Source organism: Kitasatospora sp. NPDC059673 (assembly GCF_042734215.1).
Lineage (GTDB): Bacteria > Actinomycetota > Actinomycetes > Streptomycetales > Streptomycetaceae > Kitasatospora.
The window spans coordinates 48,563-70,355 of sequence record NZ_JBHWEN010000021.1 but is presented as its reverse complement, the minus strand read 5'-3'; the positions used below and the strand labels follow the sequence as shown (position 1 = coordinate 70,355).

The window sequence follows — 21,793 nt, the reverse complement described above, 5'->3', positions numbered from 1 at the left end:
GACCGGGACTCCGGCGCACTCCGTGCGACTGCGATGATGCCACAGCCGAAGGCTCCGGCACCAACCACCACAACGATACTGGCCGGGTCGTCCACGGCGCAAAGAAGAATGAGATACTCCAGTCTCCGAGGAGAGCCAGAGCCGCCCGTCGAAGCGGCGGCCCGAAGGCGTGAGGAGACCTGTCGACGTGAGCAGCAGGCCGACCCGAGGCGCTGCTCGCCTCGCCGCGATACTCGACGCACTGCCCGATCCGTTGCTGCTGGTGAACTCCAACGGCACGGTGGTCGACGTCAACAAGGCCGCCGTGGAGAGCCTGCAGGCCCCCGGCACCTCGTTGGTCGGCCGGGGAGTGCTGGACCTGCTGCCGGAGTTCGACCCCAGCCGAATCCCCGGTTCGATGCGGCCCCCGGCGAGCGAGACCCAGAGCCTGGAAACACCGGTCCGGATGACCGCCCGACGCACCGACGGCACCACCTTCGCCGTCGAGGTGTCCGGCAACGACTTCACCGACGAGGGCGGCGGGGAGGCGCACGGCTTCCTGTCCTTCACCACCACCGACCAGGACCTGCTGCTGATCCTGGTCCGTGACCTGTCGACGCGTCTCGGCGTGGAGTCCGAACTGCGGCGCCAGCACAAGCAGACGGAGATGATCCTGCGGGCCGCCGCCGAGGGCGTCCTCGGCGTCGACCTGGAAGGCCGCGTGGTGCTGGTCAACCCGGCCGCCGCGCACATCCTGGACTTCCGGGCCAGCGAACTCGGCGGCCGCGAACTGCACCCGCTGATCCAGCACTCGCAGCCCGACGGCAGCCCGCTGGCCGCCGAGAGCTCGGCGCTGAACGACACCCTGCACTCCGGCCGCAAGCACCGGATCCGCAACACCGTGCTGTGGCGCAAGGACGGCAGCCCCGTCACCGTCGATCTGACCACCGCGCCGGTCCGGGACGGCGAGCAACTGGTCGGCGCCGTCATGACGTTCACCGACCGCACCCACGAACTCGCGCTCACCGCACGCAACGAGCACCTCACCGCCGTGCTGGAGTCCGAACTCGGCGGCGCGCTCGGCGCCCTGCACCGGCGGATCGACGCGCTCGCCGCGGACCCCGCCGGGCAGCTCTGGCCGGAGGCCAACTGGACGCTGCGCCGGCTCGCCGACGAGTGCCGCCGGTTCGGCCGGCTGATCGAGGGCGTGCTGGAGCACCAGCGCTTCGAGGCCGCCGCCGAGCGCGGCAAGGCCGCCCTGGACCGCGAACGGATCGGCCTGGACGAGGTCGTGCAGCTGGCCGTCGACCGGGCCGGCGAACTGGTCGGCCCCGGCCGGGTCCGCTACTCGGTGCACGCCGCCGCCGTGAAGGTGCTCGCCGACCGCGAACGCCTCGCCCAGGCGCTCGCCCACCTGGTCGCCGACGTCAGCGGCGTCACCCCCGTACCCGAACCCGCCCGCGCCGAGGACGAATCCGCCACCACCGGCGGGGCGTTCGCCGGGCCGGCCCCCGACCCCGGGCAGCCGCCGATGGTGGTGCTGGCCGCCGCCCAGCGCGGACAGGTCGCCCGGATCGAGGTGCGCGGCCCCGCGCAGAGCGCCAGCGCCGTCCACCTGCCGATCGCCCGCGCCGCCGTCCAGCGGCACGGCGGCGTCCTGCAGCGGCACGACCTGCCCGGCGGCGGCGGGGCCACCTACGTGGTGGAGCTGCCGCTCGACCCCGACGGTGGCGACGGGGACACGCCGGACAAGCAGCAGCACGTCCCCAAGGACTCCGACACCGCGATGCTGCCCGACCTCCCCGGGCAGCCCCCCGCGGCCGAGCCGGAGGCGACCAAGGGCGACGAAGCGTCAAAGCCCGAGCCGGCCAAGGACGGCGCCGCCACCGCCCGGGCCGACGACACCCAGGGCTCCGGCCGCCGCCGGGCCCGTCCGGCCCGCGAGGACGACGCCCCGCCCGAACCGGCCGCTCCCGGCAGCCCCGGGCCGGCCGCCGCCGAACCGGCCGAAAGCGGGGCCGCCGGGTCCGCCGGGGACGGACAGTTGCCGAGCGCCGAGCCGCCGAGCCGCACCGGGCGGCGGGCCCGCCGGGCGCACGCCGGCTCCGGCGACAGCTCACCGGCGCTGCAGCTGCCCGGAATCCCGGACGCCGGTACGCCCGTCTACCCGGGGCTGGAGCACGCGCTGCCCACCAGCCCGCCGGAGCCCGTCGTGCCGCCGGCCCAGCCCACCGGGCGACGGCGGCGGCTGGCGCTGCCGGCCGACACCGCGGAGAGGGCGGAGGAGGTGACGACGGTACTGCCGCCCGTCCCCGCCGGCGCCCCGGAGCCGTCCACCGCGCTGGAGGTCGCCGTCCGGCCCGCCGCGCCGGCCGTGCCCCAGGTGCCCGCCACGCAGCCGGTCGCCGCCGAGAGCGGCCAGCCGCAGCCGGTCGGCACCGGCCTGGGCGGGCTCGTCCCGCCGCGCCCGCTGGCCTTCCCGGGCGCCTTCCCGCCGCCCGGGACGCCGCAGCAGGCCGAAGAACTGCCCGCCGCCCCGGGCGAGACGGCCCCGCAGGCCGTCAACGGGCAGGCACTGCCCGCCGGTTCGGGCGAGAGCGGCGGCGCGCTGGCGCTGCCCGCCGGGCCCGGCGTGGTCGAGGGGCGCACGCCGCCCCGGCCGGTCGCCGAACTGGCCCCCGCCAAGGAGCCCGCGTTCGACGGCCCCCGGCCGCTGCTGGTGTGGCCCGAACCCGACCCGTCCACCCACGGCGCGCTGCAGAACCGGGGCTTCCGGCCGGTCGTCGTGGCCTCCCGCGAGGAGGTCGACGCCCAGGTGCCGCAGACCCCCGCCGCCCTCTTCGTCGACCCGCTGACCGGGCCGATCACCCGCACCGCCCTGCAGGCGCTGCGCACCGCCGCACTGGCCGGACGGATCCCCGTGCTGCTGGCCGCCGGTCTCGGCCAGGCCACCCGGGACGCCGCCTACGGGGCCGACCCGGCCGTGCTGCTGCGGGCACTGGCCCCCCGGGACAGCGAGAACCACGCCGCCCGGGTCCTGCTGGTGGAGTCCGACCCCGACGTCGCCGCCGCGCTGGTCGCCAGCCTGGAGCGGCGCGGCATGCAGGTGGAGCACGCCGCCGACGAGAACGAGGCGGTGGCCCGGGCCAGCAGCATCCAGCCCAACCTGGTGGTGCTCGACCTGCAGCGGATCGAACGCGGCGACCTCGGCCTGCTGGACTGGCTGCGCGCCAACGATCGCCTGCACCGCACCCCGCTGGTGGTGTACACCTCGGCCGACCTGGACCCGCAGGCCCGCGCCGGGCTGCGCACCGGCGCGAACGTGCTGTTCCTGGCTGAGCGCTCCACCACCGACGAGGTGCAGCGCCGGATCGTCGAACTGCTGGCCCGGGTCGGCGCGTTGGGGCAGGTGGCGACGGCCGCCTCGTTCTGACTGCACGTCAGTCCTGTTCGGCCCCCGCCTTCGGCAGGCGGGCGACCAGGCGGGCGCCGGTGCGGGCGGGCTCGGCGGACAGGGTGCCGCCGTGGTGCCCGGCGAGATCCCGGGCGATGGCCAACCCCAGCCCGGCGCCGCCGAGTTCGCGACTGCGGGCGTCGTCGAGCCGGGTGAAGCGCTCGAACACCCGCTCCCGGTCGGCCGCCGGGATGCCCGGCCCGTCGTCGGACACCTCCAGCACCACCAGCGGCCCCTGGAGCGCGAGTTGGACCTTCACCCGGCTCGTGGCGTAGCGCTGGGCGTTGTCGACCAGGTTGGTGAGCAGCCTGGTCAGCCAGGTGCGGTTGCCCAACACCTGGGCGCCCTCGGCAAGTTGGGCCGTGACCGGGATCCGGTCGGCGGTGCGGGCGGCCAGCGCGTCGGCGAACAGGGCGGTCAGGTCGAGGAGTTCGACGGCGACCGGGTCGGCGGCGTCCAGCCGGGCCAGCAGCAGCAGGTCTGCGGCCAGGTCCTGCAGGCGGACGGTGTCCTCCAGCGCGTCGGCGAGCAGTTCGGGCCACAGTTCCGGGTCCGGGTGGGCCAGCGCCACCTCCAGCTGGGTGCGCAACACCGCGATGGGGCTGCGCAGTTCGTGCGAGGCGTCGGCGATGAAGCGGCGCTGGCGCAGGCCCGCGTCCTCCAGCCGGTCCAGGGTGGCGTTGACGGTGACGGCCAGCCGGGCCACCTCGTCGCCGGTGTGCGGGACGGGGACCCGGCGGTGCAGGTCGTGGCCGGTGATCTCGGCGACCTCGGCGCGGATCGCCTCCACCGGGCGCAGCGCCCGGCCGGTGACCCGCCAGGTGACGGCCGCGACCAGCAGCACCAGCACCGGGACGCCGACGGCCAGGGCGGTGCCGGTGGTGTCCCCGGCGGCGTCCACGTCGCGCAGCGAGGCGGCGGCATGCACGGTGAGCGGCCCGTCCGGTCCGGTGACGGACAAGGTGATCACCTGCTGGCGGCGGTCGTGGATGCGCGGCCCGAGCATCAACGGCGGTTCACCGGACGGGTACGGGAGCAGGCCGTTGTCCGGTCCGGGGGCGTGCGGGACGGGGGCGGGCGGGACGGGGGCGTGCGGGCCCGGGAGCTTCGGGGCGGGCGGCGCTGCGAGGGGGCGGAACAGCAGGTCCGGGGTGGCGGCGACCGGTTTCCCGTCGGCGTCCAGCACCCAGACGGAGGCTCCGCCGCGCGGGGAGAGGACCGGCGGCAGGTGTTCGCGGGACGCCAGCTCGACCACCTTGCCGGCCTGTTCGACCGCGGAGTCCCGGGCGGTGCGGAGCAGGTTGGTGTGCAGCACGGCGAGCAGCGCGACCGAGCTGCCGCCCAGCGCGAGCGTCACCACCGCGGTGGCGGCGAAGGTCGCCCGGGCGCGGACCGAGCGCGGCACGAACCGCCGCAGGCGGCGCAGGAGGCGCAGGAGGCGCAGGAGGCGAGGTCGGAGGCGGCGCAGGCGATCAACCACCGTCCGCCGCCAACCAGTAGCCCGCGCCGCGGACGGTGCCGACGGCGCTGCGGCCGAACGGGGCGTCGATCTTGCGGCGCAGGGCGCTGATGTGGACCTCGACGACGGCCGGGTCGCCGTCGTAGGCCGAGTCCCAGACCCGCTCCAGGATCTCGCGCTTGGAGACCACCCCGCCGGCCGCCCGGGCCAGGCACTCCAGGACGGCGAACTCGCGGGTGGTGAGCCGCACTTCGGTGCCCGCGCGGGTGCAGGTGCGGCGGGCCGGGTCGATCGCCAGGTCGCCGAACTCCAGGGTCTGCGGGAGGCGGCGTCCGGTCCGCCGGACGAGGGCGCGCAGCCGGGCCACCAGCACCACGTAGGAGAACGGCTTGGACAGGAAGTCGTCGGCGCCGGTGTCCAGCGCCTCGGCCTCGTCGAGTTCGCCGTCCTTGGCGGTCAGCATCAGGATCGGGGTGTCGTCGCCGGCGGCCCGCAGCCGGGCGCAGACCCGGTAGCCGTTCAGCCGGGGCAGCATGATGTCGAGCACGATCACGTCGTAGTCGTGCTCCGTGGCCAGCCAGAGGCCGTCCTCGCCGTCGTGGGCGACATCGACGGCGAACCCCTCGGCCCGCAGGCCGCGTTGCAGTGCGGCGGCGAGCCGCCGTTCGTCCTCGACCACCAGTACGCGCATGGAAACCAGCGTGGCAGGCGCCGGGCCGGGCCGTGGGGGCGGCTTCAGCTTGGCTTCAGGCGGGCGGCGGCATGCTGGGCGCCCGGCCGGCGGATTCGGTCCCGGCCGGGTCGTCGAGGGGAAGTGGGACGCAGATGTCCGAGCCGCAGTCGCCAATGCCGCAGTCGCCGGAGCCGTTCGAGCCCGAGGTCGGGAAGGCGGCCGGGCCGGCGTTCCGTCGGCGCTGGGTCCGGCTGCCGAAGCGGCGGGGCAGCCGCTGGGCACTGGGCGCGGCGGCCGTACTGGTACTGGGAGTCGCGCTCACCGCCGGGGTGGCGCTGCACCACCCCGAGCGTGGGCGGCCGATGGCCGAGTGGGGGTTCGGGCACCGGGTGCCGGGTGCGCCCGAGGCACCCGGGGCGCCCGGTGCGCCCGGTGCGTACGGCTGGCCGGGGGCCCACCAGGACGGCCGGATGGACGGCTGGATGGGCGACAGGGAGGGCAACGGGAAGGGCGACGGGAAGGCGGCGCACCGCGGTGCCCAGGGCAGTGGGGCGGAGCAGCCGGGTGGTCGGGCGGCGAAGCTCGCGCCGGCGCCGCTGCCGGCCGTGGCCGCCGATCAGGCGCTGGCCAAGGCGGCCGGTGCGGTGCCCGGCGGCAAGGTGGGCGCGCTGTCGGTGGTCGGCCGGGAGGGCGGCGGTAGCTCCTGGGCGGTCGAGGTGCTCGGCACGGACGGCGTCCGCCACCTGGTGATGGTGGACGGCACCGACGGGTCGATCACCGGCAACACCGTCGTGAACGGTCGCTGACCGGGCCCGAAGGGCCGCGCCGCAGAACCGAGAGCTGCGGCGGGGCCCTTCGGGCGTTCGTGGCCCGCCCGGGGTCAGTGGTGGGCATGCACGACGGCGTGGCCGATCAGCCGGCGGACCCGGAACAGCAGCTGCCCGGGAGGGCGGCCATCAGACCGTTGTCGATCAGCTCCAGCACGAGGATCGACACGGTGTCGGCGGTCTGCGCGGCCTTCGTCGCCTCGCGGACGCTCGGGCCGGCCTTCGGCACGCCGCGCGCGGTCAGTGCGTGGCCGGGGACGAAGGCCGGGGCGATCGGCAGCACCGCGGTGGCGCCGCTGTGCAGGCCGAAGCCGACGCCGGTCGTCCGGGCGGCGGTGGCCCAGCTGTTGCCGCCGCCGCCATGACCGTGGTGACCGTGGTGACCGCCGTGGCCCCCGTGGGGCCGTTGGCGGTCACTCCTTGCCGACCACCGTCACGTCCAGCCGGTCGGCGGCGTAGTCGGCCCGGATCACCTTCTTGTCGAACTTGCCCACCGAGGTCTTCGGCACCGACTCGATCACCGACCAGCGCTCCGGCAGCTGCCAGGAGGCGACCCGCTCGGCCAGGAAGGCCCGCAGCTCGGGCAGGCCGGCGGTGGCGCCGGGGCGCAGCACCACGGTGGCCAGCGGGCGCTCGCCCCACTTCTCGTCGGGGACGGCCACCACGGCGGCCTCGGCCACCTCGGGGTGGGCCATCAGGTGGTTCTCCAGGGCGACCGAACTGATCCACTCCCCACCGGACTTGATCACGTCCTTGGCCCGGTCGGTGAGGGTCAGGTAGCCGTCGGCGGTGATGGTGCCGACGTCGCCGGTGCGCAGCCAGCCGTCGGGGCTGAACTTGTCCTCGGGCCGGATTGCCTCGCCGTCCGCGCCGCCGAAGTACGCCCCGGCGATCCACGGGCCGCGCACCTCCAGCTCGCCCTCCGCGACGCCGTCGTGCGACATCGGCTCGCCGCCGGGGCCGATCAGCCGGGCCTCCACGGAGGCGGGGAAGACACCCTGGGTGACCCGGTAGGCCCACTCGTCCTCGCCGCTGACGCCGGCCGGCGGGTGGGCGACGGTGCCCAGCGGGGAGGTCTCGGTCATGCCCCAGGCGTGGATGACCCGGATCCCGTGCCGCTCCTCGAAGGCCTTCATCAGCGCGGGCGGGCAGGCCGAACCGCCGATCACCACGGTCTTCAGGGTGGAGGTGTCGTAGTCACCGGCGTCCAGCTCGTCCAGCAGGCCGGTCCAGATGGTCGGGACGGCGGCGCTGAAGGTCGGCTTCACCCGGTCGATCATCTCGGCCAGCGGCTTGGGCTGCAGGAAGCGGTCCGGCATCAGCAGGCTCGCGCCGGTCATGAACGCCGCGTGCGGGATGCCCCAGGAGTTCACGTGGAACATCGGCACCACCGGCAGCACGGTGTCGCGGGCGGTCAGGCCGAAGCTGTCGGCGGCGATGATCTGCATCGAGTGCAGGTAGATCGACCGGTGGCTGTACACCACGCCCTTGGGGTCGCCGGTGGTGCCCGAGGTGTAGCAGAGCGCGGCGGCCTGCTTCTCGTCGATCTCGGTCTGCCACGGGTAGTCGGTCGGGCGGCCGGCGATCAGCGCCTCGTAGTCGTGCACCGTCCCCTCGAAGCCCGCCAGCAGCGCCGGGTCGTACGGGCCGGCCACCACGATGTGCCGGACCACGTCGCCGAGCCGCGGCAGGACGGCGGCGAGCAGCGGCAGCACCGAGCCGTTGACGATCACCACCCGGTCCGCGGCGTGCCGGACGATGTACTCCAGCTGCTGGGCGGGCAGCCGCAGGTTCAGGGTGTGCAGCACCGCGCCCATGGCCGGGATCGCCAGGTACGCCTCCTGGTGCTCGGTGTTGTTCCACATCAGCGTGGCCACCACGCTGCCGTCCGTCACCCCGAGTTCGTCCCGGAGCGCGTGGGCGAGCTGCGCGGCGCGGCCGCCGACCTCGGCGAAGGTCCGCACGACTGGGCCGTTCTCGGTCCAGGTGGTGATGGTCGACCGGCTGTGAATGGTGGACCCGTGCTGCAGAATCCGGGCGACAGTGAGTGGAACGTCCTGCATCGTGCTGTACACCAGGGGTCCTCCTTGACCGGCCGGCGGATTGTTACCCGCAGGTAGTGCGATGCCTCGATTGTTTCCCCGGCACACCCGCGCTGTCAGTAGCCGCAACCGAGATGAGACCGACGCCGCCGACCTGCGCGGCTTTCCGTCTCCGCCCGTGTCCGTCCGGGTCCGTGGCGTGTTCGGAATGCGGGGGCACCGCCTTTTCATGGTCGCGCGGCGAGGTGGCCGCCCGGTCGTCGGTTCGCGCGGCGGGACGCGACGCCGGTGCCCGCCGGCCACCACTGTGGGCGCCGAAGCACTCCCGGGTGGGCCCCCGCGCCATCCGGCGGTAACTGTCTTTGACCAAAAGCACTCCTTACGAGACACTCGATCTCATGCCAGGCACCTCCCTCACCGTCGAAAGCACCACCAAACTCCCCACCATCGCCTCCGTTTCCAAGGTCACCAGCTCCGGCCGGGCTCGGGCGAGCGGAATGCGACGACGGCTGGGCGGTATCCCGGCACCGGTGCTGTGCATGGTCTCGATGCTGGCGGTGCAGCTCGGCGTGGCGGCCTCCAAGCCGCTGTTCGGGGTGCTGGGAGTGGCCGGCGCGACCTTCCTGCGGATCTCCTTCGCCGCCGTCGTGCTGCTCGCCTTCACCCGCCCCCGGCTGCGCGGCCGCAGCCCGCGCGACCTGGCGATGGCCGGACTGCTCGGCGTGGCATCCGCCGGCATGACCCTGCTGTTCGCCGCGGCCGTCGACCGGCTGCCGATGGGCACCGCCGCCACCATCGAGTTCCTCGGCCCGCTCGCCGTCGCCCTGGTCTTCGCCCGGCGCGCCGGACACGTGCTGTGGGCGATGCTCGCCGCCGCCGGCGTGGTGCTGCTCACCCTGTTCGGCCACGGCGAGTCCGGCTCCAGCCTGGACCCGGTCGGCCTGGCCTGCGCCTTCGGGGCGGCCGCCTGCTACTCCGGCTACATCCTGTTCACCGACAAGGTCGGCGCGGCGTTCAAGGGCTTCGAGGGCCTGGCGGTCTCCTTCACCGTCGGCATGGTGGTGCTCGCCCCGTTCGGCGCCGCCGAGGCGATGCACGGACTGTCCGGCTCCGACTCCCCCGCCCTGCTGCTGCTCGCGATCGCCGGTGTCGCCCTGCTCTTCCCGGTGCTGCCGTACGCGCTGGAGATGGTCGCGCTGCGCCGGATGTCGCAGCGGGTGTTCAGCGTGATCGTCAGCCTGGACCCGGCGGTCAGTGCGCTGGTCGGGCTGCTGGTGCTCGGCCAGGTGCTGGGCCTGCCGCAGCTGGTCGGCATCTGCTGCGTGGTCGCGGCCAGCGTCGGGGCCACCCTCACCGCTCGACGGTAGTCCTCCGGTTTTCGCCCGACACCCCTCGGGGGCGCGGTGCCGTTCGCGGCTGCCGCGCCCCCGAGGGGTTTCTGCTCCTCGTACGCCCCGAGGCGGGTGACCCTTTCCACTCCCGGGTACTCCGGCGGTCGGTGCTCGGGCCGGCTCGGCGCCCCCGCCGATCCGTCCGCACCTCCCGCCGGGAGGTCAGTAGCGCGCCATGGATTTCCTCCGTGCTGCCGATGTCCGCTGCCTGTCCACTGCCTGTCCACTGCCTGTCCACTGCCGATGGTCACCGCTGATGACCGTGAATTGCTGTCCTGCACTTCCTGGGAACAGAATTCCGCAACAAATCGACAAAGCACCAGCGCCGCTGGGCATTTTCCCTCGTTCGCGTGATACGCCGGCCCCGCGGATTGGCCCGCCGGGGGCCACCAGCCGTCGGCCGCAACGCCGTTGAGCTGCACTTCTACCTGGGCCGACCGAGGCTGGTGGCGCCGGTCAGGCCCCCGGTTCCCCGCGAGTCGCGCCACCCTGCGGGCGCACGAACGGTGGGCCCGCGCCCCGTTCCGGTGCGGTGACCGTCAAATGTCGATATTCATCCGCCCAAGGGATGCGAGGGAAATCCGATCCGAATTCAGAACGATTCTCAGATCATCTTTCCCGGTTCTCAGATCATCTTTCCTGGATTGAGCAGACCCAGCGGATCGAAGACCGCCTTGATCTGCCGCTGCAACTCCAACCCGACCGATCCCAGCTCCCGGGCCAGCCACTCGCGCTTCAGCAGCCCGATGCCGTGCTCGCCCGTCACCGTGCCGCCCAGCTCCAGGCCGAGCGCCATGATCTCGTCGAAGGAGGTCCGGGCCCGCTCCACCTGCTCCGGATCCCGGGCGTCGAAGATCACCACCGGGTGGGTGTTGCCGTCGCCGGCGTGCGAGACCACGCCGATGGTCAGCCGGTGCCGCTCGGCGATCTCCGCGACGCCGTTCAGCATCGCCGCCAGCGCGCTGCGCGGCACCGCCACGTCGTCGATCATCGTGGTACCCATCCGCTCCAGCGCGGGCAGCGCCAACCGGCGGGCCTGGAGCAGCAGTTCGGACTCCGCCCGGTCCTCGGCCGGCACCACCTCGGTGGCCCCGGCGGCCGTGCACAGCGCACCGACCGCGTCCAGCAACGCGCGCTGGTCCGGGCCGTCGAAGGCCACCAGCAGCAGCGCCCGGGTCGACTCCGGCAGGCCCATCTGTGCCATCTCGTTGACCGCGCGGACGGTGGTGGCGTCCATCAGCTCCATCAGCGAGGGCGTGAACCCGGCGGCCATCACCTCGCACACCGCCTGCCCGGCGGCGTCCACCGAGTCGAACTCGGCCGCCAGCACCAGCTGCGGGCCGGGCGCGGGGCGCAGCGCGAGCACCGCCTCGACCACCACGCCGAGGGTGCCCTCGGAGCCGACCAGCAGCCGGGTCAGGTCGTAGCCGGCCACGCCCTTGGCCGTGCGCCGGCCGGTCCGCAGCAGTCGGCCGTCGGCCAGCACCACGTCAAGGCCGAGCACGTACTCGCTGGTCACGCCGTACTTCACGCAGCACAGGCCGCCGGCGCCGGTGCCGATGTTGCCGCCGATGGTGCAGGACTCCCAGCTCGACGGGTCCGGCGGGTAGGCCAGCTGCTGGGCTTCGGCGGCCCGGGAGAGTTCGGCGTTGACCACGCCGGGCTGCACGATCGCGATCCGGTCGACCGGGTCCAGGTGCAGGATCCGGTTCATCCTGGTCAGCGAGAGCAGGATGCAGCCGTCAACGGCGTTCGCGCCGCCGGACAGGCCGGTGCGCGCGCCCTGCGGCACCACCGGCACCCGCAGTTCGGTCGCGGTGCGCATCACGAACTGCACCTGTTCGACCGTCTCCGGGAAAACCAGCACGGCCGGCTCGCCCGCGTCGCAGAAGCCCGCCATGTCGCGGGCGTACGCGCCCGTGACGTCCGGGTCCACCGCGACGGCGCCGTCCGGCAGCCCCTCGCTCAGCCGCTCGACCAACTCACCCACGACAACCTCCACTCGTTCCGCCCGCACTCTCCTCCCCCGCCCCGCCCCCGGCAAGCGTCGCCGGCCCCTGTCGGGCTGTCGGTCGGTTCGGGCACCCTGGTACCCATGCGCGCACCCCGTGTCCAGTGCCCCGCCTGCGGCCGCCCGGTCGCCCTCATGCCCACCCGCCGCACCGGCTACGGCGTCATCCACGACCACAAACGCGACCGCCGCTCGCTGGTGCTGTGCGACGGCAGCATGCGCCAGCTCCCGCTCAGCGACGCCGCCCTGTGGCAGGACGCGCTGCCCGGCCTGCCCGCCCAGGACGAGGATCCGACGCTGTTCTGACGACCCGTCGGCCCGGGGCTGTTCAGCACTGGACGCCACAGGTAGCGTCCCCGGTGCGACGGTTCGTCCTGGGGGGCACGACATGGCGTACGACGACGGCACGCGGTACCAGTACCTGGAGTCGCTCGACTCGACCCGGCTGGCCTGGCCCGGGCCGGACGGGCTTCAGCAGGGGTACCACGACGAGCTGCACCTGCAGATCTTCACCGAGGTGCTGATGACGCTGGCGCTCGGCCGCGAGGTGGTCGTCCCGCAGTCGTACGCCTTCGACTCGTTCGGGTTCCAGCGGGTCGCGGCCACCGTGCTGCGGGCCCGGGACAGCGGCGCTGCGGGCGAACACCCGTTCCGGCTCCACCTGTTCGGGGTGCGCTCGTACGAGGACGCGGTTGCCGGCATCCTCGCCCAGGCGGTCGATCCGGCCAGTCCGTTCCTGAGCAGCCTGCTGCCCGAGCTCAACGACCCCGCCGGGTACGGGCTCGACCCCGGCGACGTACGGGAGCAGGCCGCCGACTTCGACCGGCTGCTGAACGCCGAGTGGCTCGACCCGGAACGGGCCGACGGGCTGTCGGTGGTCCGCGACGAGTTCCGGCACCTCCCCCGGGTGGCGGCCCGGCCGCCGGCCCGGCTGTACGCCCTCGGCGAGCTGGTGCTCGCCGCCGTGGACGAGACCTCGCCGATGGGCCGGGCGGTGGCCGGCCTGCCCGAGCCGTACCGGGAGGTGCATGCCACGCTGGCCACCGCGATCCGCCGCCTCGGCGCCGACCGTCCGCACGCGTTCCACCAGCGCAGCCGGCTGCGGCTGCCCCGGCCGTGGCCCGGCGACGCCGCCGGACGGACCCCCGAGGAGATCGTCGGCGGGCCGGAGACCCTCGGCCTGCTGGTGGAGTTCGTCGACACGCTCTACAACCTGATCGTGGTGGACTCCATCGGCGTCGCCGACACCACCCTCAGCACCGGCCAGGGCCGCGACGACCACCGGCTCGCCGCCCGCGCCACCGCCCAGGAACTCGCCCTCGCCCAGTACCGCTACCGGGCCGGGCGGGCCCTCCCGGAACCGGACGACACCGGCTCCGGGCCGCTGTTCGAGGTGAAGGTCGGCGCGGCGGCCGGTCTCGCCGACGAGCGGGTGCGGGCCCGGATGGCGGCGCTGCGCACCGACGCCGCCGACGCGATCTCCGCACTGCTGCGGGCCCGCGCCGAACGCGGCCGCACCGCCAAGTCGCCGTTCTGGCAGGGCGTCGAGCGGTTGCGGGCGGCCGAGGACCCGCTCTCCGCGCGCAAGGCGCTGGACACCCACCTGGCCCGGGTCGCCGCCGTCCTCGGCGACCGGACCGGGCTGGCCCCGATCGGCGGACTGGCGGTCGAACTGGTGCTCACCGCGGCGGGCACGGTCGGCCCCGCACTGGCCACCGAGGTGTGGAAACTGCCCGGGCTGGTCGGCTACCCCGCGATGGCGGCCGGTGCGGTCGGCAACGTGTTGTACCGCAAGGGCAAGGACAGCGTGGCGCGCCGGCTCTCCACCAGACGGCTGGCCTGCGCGCTGGGACGAGTCGTCGATGTGAGGAGCTGACGCCATGACGGACACCGAGCACCCGGACGCCATCCGCCGCACCCGGGAGGTCCTCGCGTACCGCAACCGCTTCGTCGACGTCTACGACGACGAGGTCGCCTTCCCGAGCGGGGCCGCCGGGCACTACCTGAGGATCCGTCACCGCGACGAGGGCCACGGCGTGGTGATCATCCCCGTCCACCGCGACCGGATCGGACTGGTCCGCACCTACCGCTACCCGCTCGGCCGCCTCCAGTGGGGCCTGCCCCGCGGCTTCTCGCAGAGCGCCGACCCGCTGGTCACCGCGCGGGCCGAACTGCACGAAGAACTCGGCGTCCCCGACGCCGAGTTCGAGCTCCTCGGCACCATGACTCCCGACTCCGGCCTGCTCGCCAGCACCGTCGCCGTCGTCCGCGCCACCGTCCGCACCCCCACCGGAACCCCCCTGCTCCCCGACGAAGTCACCGAAACCCGCTGGCTCCCGCTCCCCGACCTCCGCCACTGGATCACCACCGGCCACCTCGACGACGGCATGACCCTCGCCGCCCTCACCCTCGCCCAGGCCCACGGCCGCCTCCCCTGACGGCCCCTCAGCCCCGGGTACGCCGAACGGCCCCCGACCGGAACTGCAGGTCGGGGGCCGTCCTCAGGCGCGGAGGGTGTGGGATTTGAACCCACGGTGGCGCGAGGCCACGACAGTTTTCAAGACTGTTCCCTTAGGCCGCTCGGGCAACCCTCCTCGGCGGAGGCCAGCCTAACGGGTCGGAGCGGGTTCGGTGCACTCCGTTGTGGAGGGGTGGTCAGTTGTCGCCCTTGCGTTCGCCGAGGGTGACGGTGGTCTTGGCGGCCTTGCCGTCGCGGGTGTACTCGACCTCGACCTTTTCGCCGGGCTTGTGGGTCCAGATCTCGGAGACCAGGGTCGGGCCGCTGTCGATGGCGACGCCGCCGAGCTTGGTGATGACGTCGCCGGCCTTGAGGCCGGCCTGGTCGGCGGGGCCGCCGGGGGTGACGGCGGGGGTGTCGCGGACGGGGGCGGTGGCGATCTGGGCGCCGTCGCCGCGGTAGTCGTCGTTGCGCAGGACGCCGAGGATCGCGTAGACGGGGGTGCCGTCCTTGATCAGGGTCTGGGCGACCCACTTGGCCTGGTTGATCGGGATGGCGAAGCCGAGGCCGATGGAGCCGGCCCGGCCGGAGCCGCCGGTGTTGGACTGGATCGCCGAGTTGATGCCGATGACCGAGCCGGAGCTGTCGAGCAGCGGGCCGCCGGAGTTGCCGGGGTTGATCGAGGCGTCGGTCTGCAGGGCGTTCATGTACGAGGAGTTGGCGCCGGTCTCGTCGCCGGAGGCGACCGGGCGGTCCTTGGCGGAGATGATGCCGGTGGTGACGGTGCCTTCGAGGCCGTAGGGCGCGCCGATGGCGATGGTGGCGTCACCGATGGCGACCTTGTCGGAGTCGCCGAGCGGCAGCGGGACGAGCTTGTCCTTGGGCGGGTTGTCGAGGCGGATCACCGCGACGTCGTAGCCCTCGGCGCGGCCGACCACGGACGCGGTGTAGGAGGACCCGTCGGAGAACTTGACGCTGAGCTTGCCGCCCTTGGCGGCGGGCGCGACCACGTGGTTGTTGGTCAGGATGTGGCCCTCGGTGTCGAAGACGAAGCCGGTGCCGGTGCCGGACTCGCTGGAGTTCGAGGCCTTGATGGTGACGGTGGAGGGCAGCGCCTTGGCGGCGATCCCGGCGACGGACTCGGGGGCCCGGTCCAGGGTCTGGTGGGCGTTGCCGACGCTGACGGTGGTGCTGTTGTGGCTGGTGCCGCTGCCGCCGTCCTTGCCCGAGACGGAGGCGCCGATCGCGCCACCGGCCAGGCCGGCCACCAGGGCGACCGCCGCGACCAGGGCGACCAGGCTGCCGCGCTTGCGCTTGCCGGAGTCGCCGCCCGGAGCGGGCTGCGGGCCGCCCCACGGCGCACCCGGTTCGCCCGGTCCGCCGAAGCCGCCCGCACCGCCGGACGGGTGCCCCCAGCCGCCCACCGGGTGACCGGCGCCGAACGGGTGCTGGCCCTCGCCGGGAACGCCGGGAACGCCGGGAACACCCGGGGCGCCCGGCGTGCCCGGGACCCCGCCCGGCACGTCCTGGGCGAGCGGCGCCACATCCTGGGCGAGCGGCGGCACGGCCGGGGCGACGGCGGTCGGCGTGTAGGGGCTGGGCCCGCTGACGCTGCCGTACGGGTTCTGGAACGGCGGCGGCGCGTCCACCGGAGCCGGAGCCGGAGCGGGGATGGGGGCGGCGGACGGGGCCGCCGGCCCGGCGGGGACCTTCGCGAGCTGCATGGTGCCGTCGGACACCGGCGCGGCGGGCGCGGCCGGGGCCGCCGGCAGCACCGGCGGCGGGGCGTCGAGGTAGGCGGGCGCGGGCGCGGGCGTCCCGGAAGTGGAAGCCGCCTCGGTGCCGGTGGCCTCGGGGGCCTTCTCCGGCGGGGTGGTACCACTCGCGTGCTCGGTGCTCACGGACGACCTCCATCGCTGACAGAACCTTGGGCGTGGTCCGTCGCGCGGGCGGCGCGGCCACAGCCTCGGGGCACAGTTTTTCCTATGCCGGATTCGGACACCGTAAGCGGGCCCCTGAAGAAATCATGAGAAGCCTTAGGCCTCGCTGACATGCACATCAGTGGTCCCGCGATGCGGACGCCGTTCCCCCCGGCCTTGGCGTTCCCTCACCTGGAGGCTAGCCTGTCGCTCCTGTAAACCGAAGTACGTCGCGGGAGCTTGGACCAGCCAGGCTGAGAGTGCGCCGGATCGACCGTAGGGCATGGCGGTGACGCCGCCCCGGTCGAGGGGGCGCTGACCGCCGGAACCTGTCCGGGTAATGCCGGCGTAGGGAGTATCGGCCATGACGGCTGTTCCGTCTGCCCCAATTTCCGATCTTGAGACGGCCGTGCGGGCCGAGGCCCCGCTGACCCTCGACACGGCGCCGCCGCGCACGCTGGATTTCCGGGCGCTGTTCGCGTTGTGGGCGAACCTCGGGGTGAGCCTGATCGGGTTCACCAGCGCCGCGACGGTGCTGGGCAAGCAGGGCCACGAGCTGGGCTTCGCCGCCGCCGTGACGGCGGTCGTGGCGGGTACCGCGATCGGCACCGCGATGCTGGCGGTGGCGGCGCTGGTGGGCGCCCGCACGGGCGCGCCGGCCATGGCGGTGCTGCGCGGCCTGTTCGGCACCCGGCTGTCGTACGTGCCGACGGTGCTGAACATCCTGCAGTGCGTCGGCTGGGGCGTGTACGAGCTGACGGTGATCGCCTGGGGCGCCCAGACGGTGGCCGGCACCGAGGGCTGGCGCTGGCTGTTCGTGCTGCTGGCGGGCGTGCTGACGACGGTGCTGACGATCTGGCCGCTGGGCGCGATCGCGGTGCTGCGCAAGTACGTGGCCGTCGCGGTCGGTGTGGCGATGGTGTACTTCACGGTGCAGTTCGCCCGGCAGGGCTTCCCGGACCCGGGCGCGGGCAACTGGGACGGCTTCCTGTCGGCGACGGACGCGGTGATCGCGGTGTCGATCTCGTTCGTCCCGCTGGCCGCCGACTACACCCGGCACGCGCGCAGTTCGGCGAAGGCGTTCTGGGGGACGTTCTCCGGCTACACGGTGGCCCAGGTGTGGTGCTACGTGCTGGGCGTGGTGGCGCTGCTGCAGTCCGGCGGCGACCCGGACAGGATCCTCGGCTCGTTCACCGGCGTGGCGGCGGGCTGGGCGTTCCTGCTGGTGCTGGTGCTGCGCGAGTCGGACCAGTCGTTCGCGAACGTGTACTCGACGGCGATGTCGATCCACAACCTGTGGCCGAAGGTGGACCGGCGGGTGCTGACCGGCGGCATCGGCGTGCTGGTGACGGTGCTGGCGCTGCGGATCAAGGAGTTCACCGACTCGTACTACGCGTTCCTCGGCCTGATCGGGTCGGTGTTCGTGCCGCTGTTCGCGGTGCTCGCGGTGGACTACTTCCTGGGCGCGGGCCGGCGCGGCTGGAACCTGAGCCAGGACGCCCCGGCGCGCTGGGTGATGCTGGCGCCGTGGGCGCTGGGCTTCGCGGTGTACCAGTTCCTGGCGCCGACGGCGGTGGCCGGCTGGTGGACGGACCTGTGGGCGAAGGCGCAGGAGGCGGTGCACTTCACCCCGCAGGCGTGGAGCTCGGCCTCGTTGCTCTCCTTCCTGGTGGCGGCGCTGGCGACCGGCGCGGTGGCGGCCGTGGAGCGGCGCAAGGGCTGACGTCACGTCAAGGGCGAGCTGTTCACCGCGGCGTCGCCGGATCGGAAGCGACCCGCCATCCGGTGCCGCGTAGGCTGGTTGACGTGAACACCCAGCACAGCGCCTCGGCCCCGCTCCCCGCTCCGATCGACCGCTCGGCGGTCAAGGTGATCGCCCACCGAGGGTCCTCCGCCGCCCTCCCGGAGCACACCGAGGAGGCGTACCGGCGGGCGCTGGAGGAGGGCGCGGACGGGCTGGAGTGCGACGTCCGGGTCACCGCCGACGGGCAGTTGGTGTGCGTGCACGACCGCGACATCCGCCGCACCTCCGACGGGCAGGGCGTGGTGTCCACCATGACGCTGGCTCAGCTGTCCGCGCTGGACTTCGGCTCCTGGAAGCACCCGGAGCAGCCGCAGCGCAGCTCGGTGCTGACCCTGGAGCGGCTGCTGGAGCTGGTCGCGGACGCCGGGCGGCGGGTGGAGCTGGCCATCGAGACCAAGCACCCGGTGCGGTACGCGGGCCGGGTGGAGTCCGAACTGCTGCGGATGCTGGGCCGGTTCGGCCTGCTGCCGGCCGCGCCGGAGGAGTCCACGGTGCGGGTGATGAGCTTCTCGGAGCTGGCCCTGCACCGGGTGCGCCGGAACGCCCCGGCGGTGCCCCGGGTGTACCTGTGGGAGCGCCCGGTGCCGCTGCTGGGCCGCACCAGGGCACTGCCGGGCGGCGCGTCGATCGCCGGCCCGGGCATCTCGCTGGTGCGCCGCGACCCGGACCTGATCCGGTCGCTGCGCCGGGCCGGCCACCGGGTGCACGTGTGGACGGTGGACCGCCCCGAGGACGTCGAACTCTGCCTGGAACTGGGCGTGGAGGCACTGATCACCAATCGCCCGGCCGACGTGCTGGCCCAGTTGGGCCGCTGAACGCGGCGCGGCGGGCGCGGGGCACGCGCGCCCCATCGGCGTGACAGAAATACTGAACGGGGTATTTCCTGTCGGTCATTCGGACAAGCCCCCCGACGCGACTGAAGGTGAGACGCTCCTCACCTTTTGCCCGCGGGCGGCGCGGATCTCGTTAATGCCCCGATCGGATCGTCGAACTCCCGTTTCCGACGCATTAACGGCGGGCATCCATCCCTCGGCAGAAGCTGAAGGAGGTCCGGGGGTGGCGTTGATGGTGGCGCGAGCTGTGCCAGTTCAGGCCGGGTCGACCTCATCGGCCATGGCCGTTCCGCACGGTCCGGCCAGTGTTTCGACCGCGCGGCGGAGGCTGCGCAACGATCTCGGTGATCGTTCGATACCGGATGCGGTGATTGACGACGCGGTGTTGATCCTCTCCGAACTGCTCAGCAATTCCTGTCGTCATGCCAGACCGCTGTCGGCCGATGATCCTGACGCGGCGGACAGATCGTCCGGTCGGCGTCCGCACGCCGATGACGAAGCGGAGATCGGTACGGTGCTGGTGAGTTGGCGGATGCGCGGGGACGGTCTGCTGACCCTGGAGGTCACGGACGGCGGGGCGACCACCCGGCCGGTGCCGGCCAGCCCGTCGGTGTCGGCGCACGGCGGCCGGGGGCTGAGCATCGTCGGCAAGCTGGCACGGGACTGGGGGGTGCGGCACGCCCCCGGTCAGGTGACGGTGTGGGCGGAGCTGCCGGCGTTCGGGCAGGTGGTGGGCGGCGGGGAGCGGCGCAGCGCCTGAGCCGGGGCCGCGGGCGAAGTAGGCTGCGCGGTGCAAAGTCCGACGTCCCCGGGAGAGCCGCACCATGGCAAAGAAGGCCGCGAAGAAGCAGCCCAGCCAGTCCACCGTCGTCGAGGGCGAGATCCCGGTCGTCGGAGCGCGCGAGGCGTGCCCGTGCGGCTCGGGCCGCCGGTACAAGGCCTGCCACGGCCGTCAGGCGGCGCACGCGGTGCAGGAGTTGGTGCACCGGCCGTTCGAGGGCCTGCCGGGTGAGGCGGACTGGGTGGCGCTGCGCGAGCTGGTGCCGGCCGCCACGGTGCCGCTGACGCTGGCCGCCGGGGTGGCCGAGGAGGCCGTCGGCACCGTCCCGTCGGTGACGCTGGCGACGGTGCTGCCGCTGGCCTGGCCGGCGCTGCGCCGCGCCGACGGCTCGATCCTGCTGGGTCTGCAGACCCAGTCGTCCTCGGGCGACCTGAGCCGTGACCTGGCGGACGCGCTGGAGCTGGCGCTGGCCACCGAGCCGGGCACCCCGGTGCCGGCCCGCCGGACCAACCCGGGCGGCCGTCGCCTGCAGGAACTGCTGGACGTCACGGCCGAGTTCGTGCCCGCCGTGCACACCGGGTTCGAATTCTGGCTGGAGGACGCCGAGTCGGCGACCGGCGAGGTCGCGGCCTCGCTGGAGCGGGCGAACGCCTCGGCGATCCCGACCGAGAAGCTGGCCGGGGTGGACTCCGCGTACTGGTGCGGCACGCCGGACAAGAACCACCTGCGCTGGGTGATGACGGTGCCGGAGGAGCAGCTGCTGGACGCCCTGGCCCGGCTGTCGGCGTCCGGCGAGAGCTCGCTGGGCGAGGGCACCAAGCTGGTCGGCTCGTTCCGGGCGCACGGCCTGACCGTGCCGGTGTGGGACCTGCCGGTGGAGATGACCGCCGCCGAGGTGGAGAAGCCGGCCGTGGAGTTCGCCGCGAAGCTGGCCGAGGCGCTGGCCGCGCCCGCGCCGCTGACCGCCGAGGAGCGCCGCGCCCGCGCCAACCTGGTGAACCGTCAGATCACCCTCAACTGACAGGGCAGTGTCCGGCGTCACATTTCCGCCAGGCGGCCGAAAGTCCCAAGGGCCTTTCGGCGTGGACAAATTGGCGCGGAGCCGGATCTTTGTTACTGTTTGAACAGTCCGACCGCTGGTGCATCCCCCGTCGCCAGCGGTCGGGCCTTTTTTGTCTCCGGGCCTGCCGCGCAAGGGAGCTGACGCTACGTCAGCAGTAGGGCAGGGCCACCGCGCTGGCGGTGATCAGCCCGCCCAGCAGCGTGCCGACCTCGGGCAGCCAGGGCCGGCCGGAGCCCGGGCGGCGTACCCAGTGCACCGGCCCGGCGCCCGTCCGCGAGGGCGGCAGCACCAGGTAGCCGCCCGGCCCGTGGTAGCGCAACGTGCCCGGCACCCAAGGCCGTTCGGACAACAGCCCGCCGAGCTCCGGCAGCGTGTAGGGCGCGGTCAGCAGCACGAACCGGCCCGGGGTGGCGAGCACCGGGCCGAACGGGACGCCGATCTCGTCCAGGTGACGCAGCAGCCACGGCCCGGCCGCGCGCGGCAGGCTCACCGCGCACAGCGACCGGCCGGTGGCCGCCAGCACCGGCGCGCCGGGCGCGCGCCGCTCCCACCAGTGGCGGACCATCCGCGGATCGGTGGTGGCCGCCTCCAGCGGCGGGTCGCACGGATGCGCGCCGGGCGTCGGGCAGAGCCGGTCCGGGCACGAGCAGGCCGGGCCGCGCAGCGCCCGCGCGCCCGGCACCACCGGCCAGCCGCAGCCGGCGGCGGCCTGCAGCGCGGCGGCCAGCGCCAGCGTCCGGCCGCGGCGGCCCGGCCACCACTGGCCGACCCGCTCGGTCAGCAGCTCTCGGCGGTGTCGGCGCATGGCGGCTCGTTCCTCTCCGCGTGGGTCGGCGTGGGCCGGGGGTGCGGGCGGTGCGGGTGCGCTTCGGCCGGGCCCGCGCTGCGCCGCTGGAACGAGAATCCCCCATACGTCCGGATGGACGCGGGTCGGCCGACACCGGTTCCACCGTACGAGTGAGTGCCCGGCGCCCCGGGTGGCACCTGCGGGGCCGCGCCGTACGATCCCTGGCACATTCGGCCCGCCGCACTCCTGGACATGCCCCGATCGGCCTGTGTACAAGTGGGGGAATCGTGCCGAGTAGTGAGTAAAGACATC

The 21,793-nt window shown here is 73.9% G+C and carries 16 protein-coding genes, 1 tRNA gene, 1 pseudogene and 1 riboswitch; of the genes and pseudogenes, 10 read left to right on the top strand and 8 right to left on the bottom strand.

What is annotated here, in order from left to right; genetic code table 11:
- The first annotated feature begins 187 nt into the window (after positions 1 to 187).
- Positions 188 to 3,412, top strand: a complete 3,225-nt coding sequence (locus ACFV18_RS23665) for a PAS domain-containing protein (RefSeq protein ID WP_380486292.1) — start codon at positions 188 to 190, stop codon at positions 3,410 to 3,412.
- 7 nt (positions 3,413 to 3,419) lie between these two features.
- On the opposite strand, the gene ACFV18_RS23660 is transcribed toward ACFV18_RS23665, so the two are convergent.
- Both ACFV18_RS23660 and ACFV18_RS23655 read right to left on the bottom strand, forming a co-directional pair.
- On the bottom strand, positions 3,420 to 4,913 hold the full coding sequence (locus ACFV18_RS23660) for a sensor histidine kinase (protein ID WP_380486290.1): 1,494 nt from the start codon (positions 4,911 to 4,913) through the stop codon (positions 3,420 to 3,422).
- Positions 4,906 to 5,583 carry a response regulator transcription factor gene (locus tag ACFV18_RS23655; protein ID WP_380486288.1) on the bottom strand — a complete coding sequence of 226 codons (678 nt, stop codon included), beginning with the start codon at positions 5,581 to 5,583 and terminating at the stop codon, positions 4,906 to 4,908. Before ACFV18_RS23655 ends, ACFV18_RS23660 begins: the two co-directional genes overlap by 8 nt.
- A gap of 134 nt (positions 5,584 to 5,717) precedes the next feature.
- Between ACFV18_RS23655 and ACFV18_RS23650 the strand changes: the two genes are divergently transcribed.
- The gene (locus ACFV18_RS23650; RefSeq protein WP_380486287.1) at positions 5,718 to 6,371 is read left to right on the top strand and encodes a hypothetical protein; all 654 of its coding nucleotides are present in this window, start codon (positions 5,718 to 5,720) and stop codon (positions 6,369 to 6,371) included.
- A gap of 106 nt (positions 6,372 to 6,477) precedes the next feature.
- On the opposite strand, the pseudogene ACFV18_RS23645 reads toward ACFV18_RS23650, so the two are convergent.
- A pseudogene (locus ACFV18_RS23645) lies at positions 6,478 to 6,705 on the bottom strand (DUF4396 domain-containing protein); the annotation flags it as partial.
- 100 nt (positions 6,706 to 6,805) lie between these two features.
- A complete protein-coding gene (locus tag ACFV18_RS23640; protein WP_380486284.1) occupies positions 6,806 to 8,467 on the bottom strand; it encodes a long-chain fatty acid--CoA ligase in 1,662 nt (553 codons plus the stop codon).
- 365 nt (positions 8,468 to 8,832) lie between these two features.
- Here ACFV18_RS23640 and ACFV18_RS23635 point away from each other — a divergent pair, with 365 nt between their 5' ends.
- Positions 8,833 to 9,801: a DMT family transporter gene (locus ACFV18_RS23635; protein ID WP_380486282.1), complete on the top strand. Its 969-nt coding sequence runs from the start codon at positions 8,833 to 8,835 to the stop codon at positions 9,799 to 9,801.
- A 649-nt stretch (positions 9,802 to 10,450) separates the two neighbouring features.
- Here ACFV18_RS23635 and ACFV18_RS23630 read toward each other — a convergent pair.
- Positions 10,451 to 11,815 (bottom strand): FAD-binding oxidoreductase, encoded by a 1,365-nt coding sequence (locus ACFV18_RS23630; protein ID WP_380486280.1) that lies wholly within the window; start codon positions 11,813 to 11,815, stop codon positions 10,451 to 10,453.
- 105 nt (positions 11,816 to 11,920) lie between these two features.
- Between ACFV18_RS23630 and ACFV18_RS23625 the strand changes: the two genes are divergently transcribed.
- From ACFV18_RS23625 to ACFV18_RS23615, 3 genes are all read left to right on the top strand, one after another.
- Positions 11,921 to 12,142: a hypothetical protein gene (locus ACFV18_RS23625; protein ID WP_380486278.1), complete on the top strand. Its 222-nt coding sequence runs from the start codon at positions 11,921 to 11,923 to the stop codon at positions 12,140 to 12,142.
- 82 nt (positions 12,143 to 12,224) lie between these two features.
- A complete protein-coding gene (locus tag ACFV18_RS23620) occupies positions 12,225 to 13,712 on the top strand; it encodes a hypothetical protein (RefSeq protein WP_380486276.1) in 1,488 nt (495 codons plus the stop codon).
- A 4-nt stretch (positions 13,713 to 13,716) separates the two neighbouring features.
- The gene (locus tag ACFV18_RS23615) at positions 13,717 to 14,274 is read left to right on the top strand and encodes an NUDIX hydrolase (RefSeq protein ID WP_380486274.1); all 558 of its coding nucleotides are present in this window, start codon (positions 13,717 to 13,719) and stop codon (positions 14,272 to 14,274) included.
- 70 nt (positions 14,275 to 14,344) lie between these two features.
- On the opposite strand, the gene ACFV18_RS23610 is transcribed toward ACFV18_RS23615, so the two are convergent.
- Positions 14,345 to 14,430: transfer RNA gene (locus ACFV18_RS23610), tRNA-Ser, on the bottom strand.
- A gap of 61 nt (positions 14,431 to 14,491) precedes the next feature.
- Entirely contained in the window at positions 14,492 to 16,195 is a 1,704-nt protein-coding gene (locus ACFV18_RS23605) for a S1C family serine protease (protein WP_380486271.1), read from the bottom strand.
- Positions 16,196 to 16,435: 240 nt separating this feature from the next.
- Positions 16,436 to 16,587, top strand: a riboswitch (TPP riboswitch).
- Between ACFV18_RS23605 and ACFV18_RS23600 the strand changes: the two genes are divergently transcribed.
- From ACFV18_RS23600 to ACFV18_RS23585, 4 genes are all read left to right on the top strand, one after another.
- Positions 16,578 to 17,936, top strand: a complete 1,359-nt coding sequence (locus ACFV18_RS23600) for a purine-cytosine permease family protein (protein WP_380486270.1) — start codon at positions 16,578 to 16,580, stop codon at positions 17,934 to 17,936. Its footprint overlaps the riboswitch before it by 10 nt.
- An 83-nt stretch (positions 17,937 to 18,019) precedes the next feature.
- Complete coding sequence (locus ACFV18_RS23595; protein WP_380486268.1) at positions 18,020 to 18,832, top strand: glycerophosphodiester phosphodiesterase; 813 nt, start codon at positions 18,020 to 18,022, stop codon at positions 18,830 to 18,832.
- Between the two features lie 250 nt (positions 18,833 to 19,082).
- Positions 19,083 to 19,610, top strand: a complete 528-nt coding sequence (locus tag ACFV18_RS23590; protein WP_380486430.1) for an ATP-binding protein — start codon at positions 19,083 to 19,085, stop codon at positions 19,608 to 19,610.
- Positions 19,611 to 19,674: 64 nt separating this feature from the next.
- The gene (locus ACFV18_RS23585) at positions 19,675 to 20,652 is read left to right on the top strand and encodes a DUF5926 family protein (protein WP_380486266.1); all 978 of its coding nucleotides are present in this window, start codon (positions 19,675 to 19,677) and stop codon (positions 20,650 to 20,652) included.
- Between the two features lie 190 nt (positions 20,653 to 20,842).
- Here the strand turns inward: ACFV18_RS23585 and ACFV18_RS23580 are convergent, their stop codons facing one another.
- On the bottom strand, positions 20,843 to 21,499 hold the full coding sequence (locus tag ACFV18_RS23580; protein WP_380486264.1) for a bifunctional DNA primase/polymerase: 657 nt from the start codon (positions 21,497 to 21,499) through the stop codon (positions 20,843 to 20,845).
- Positions 21,500 to 21,793 lie beyond the last annotated feature (294 nt).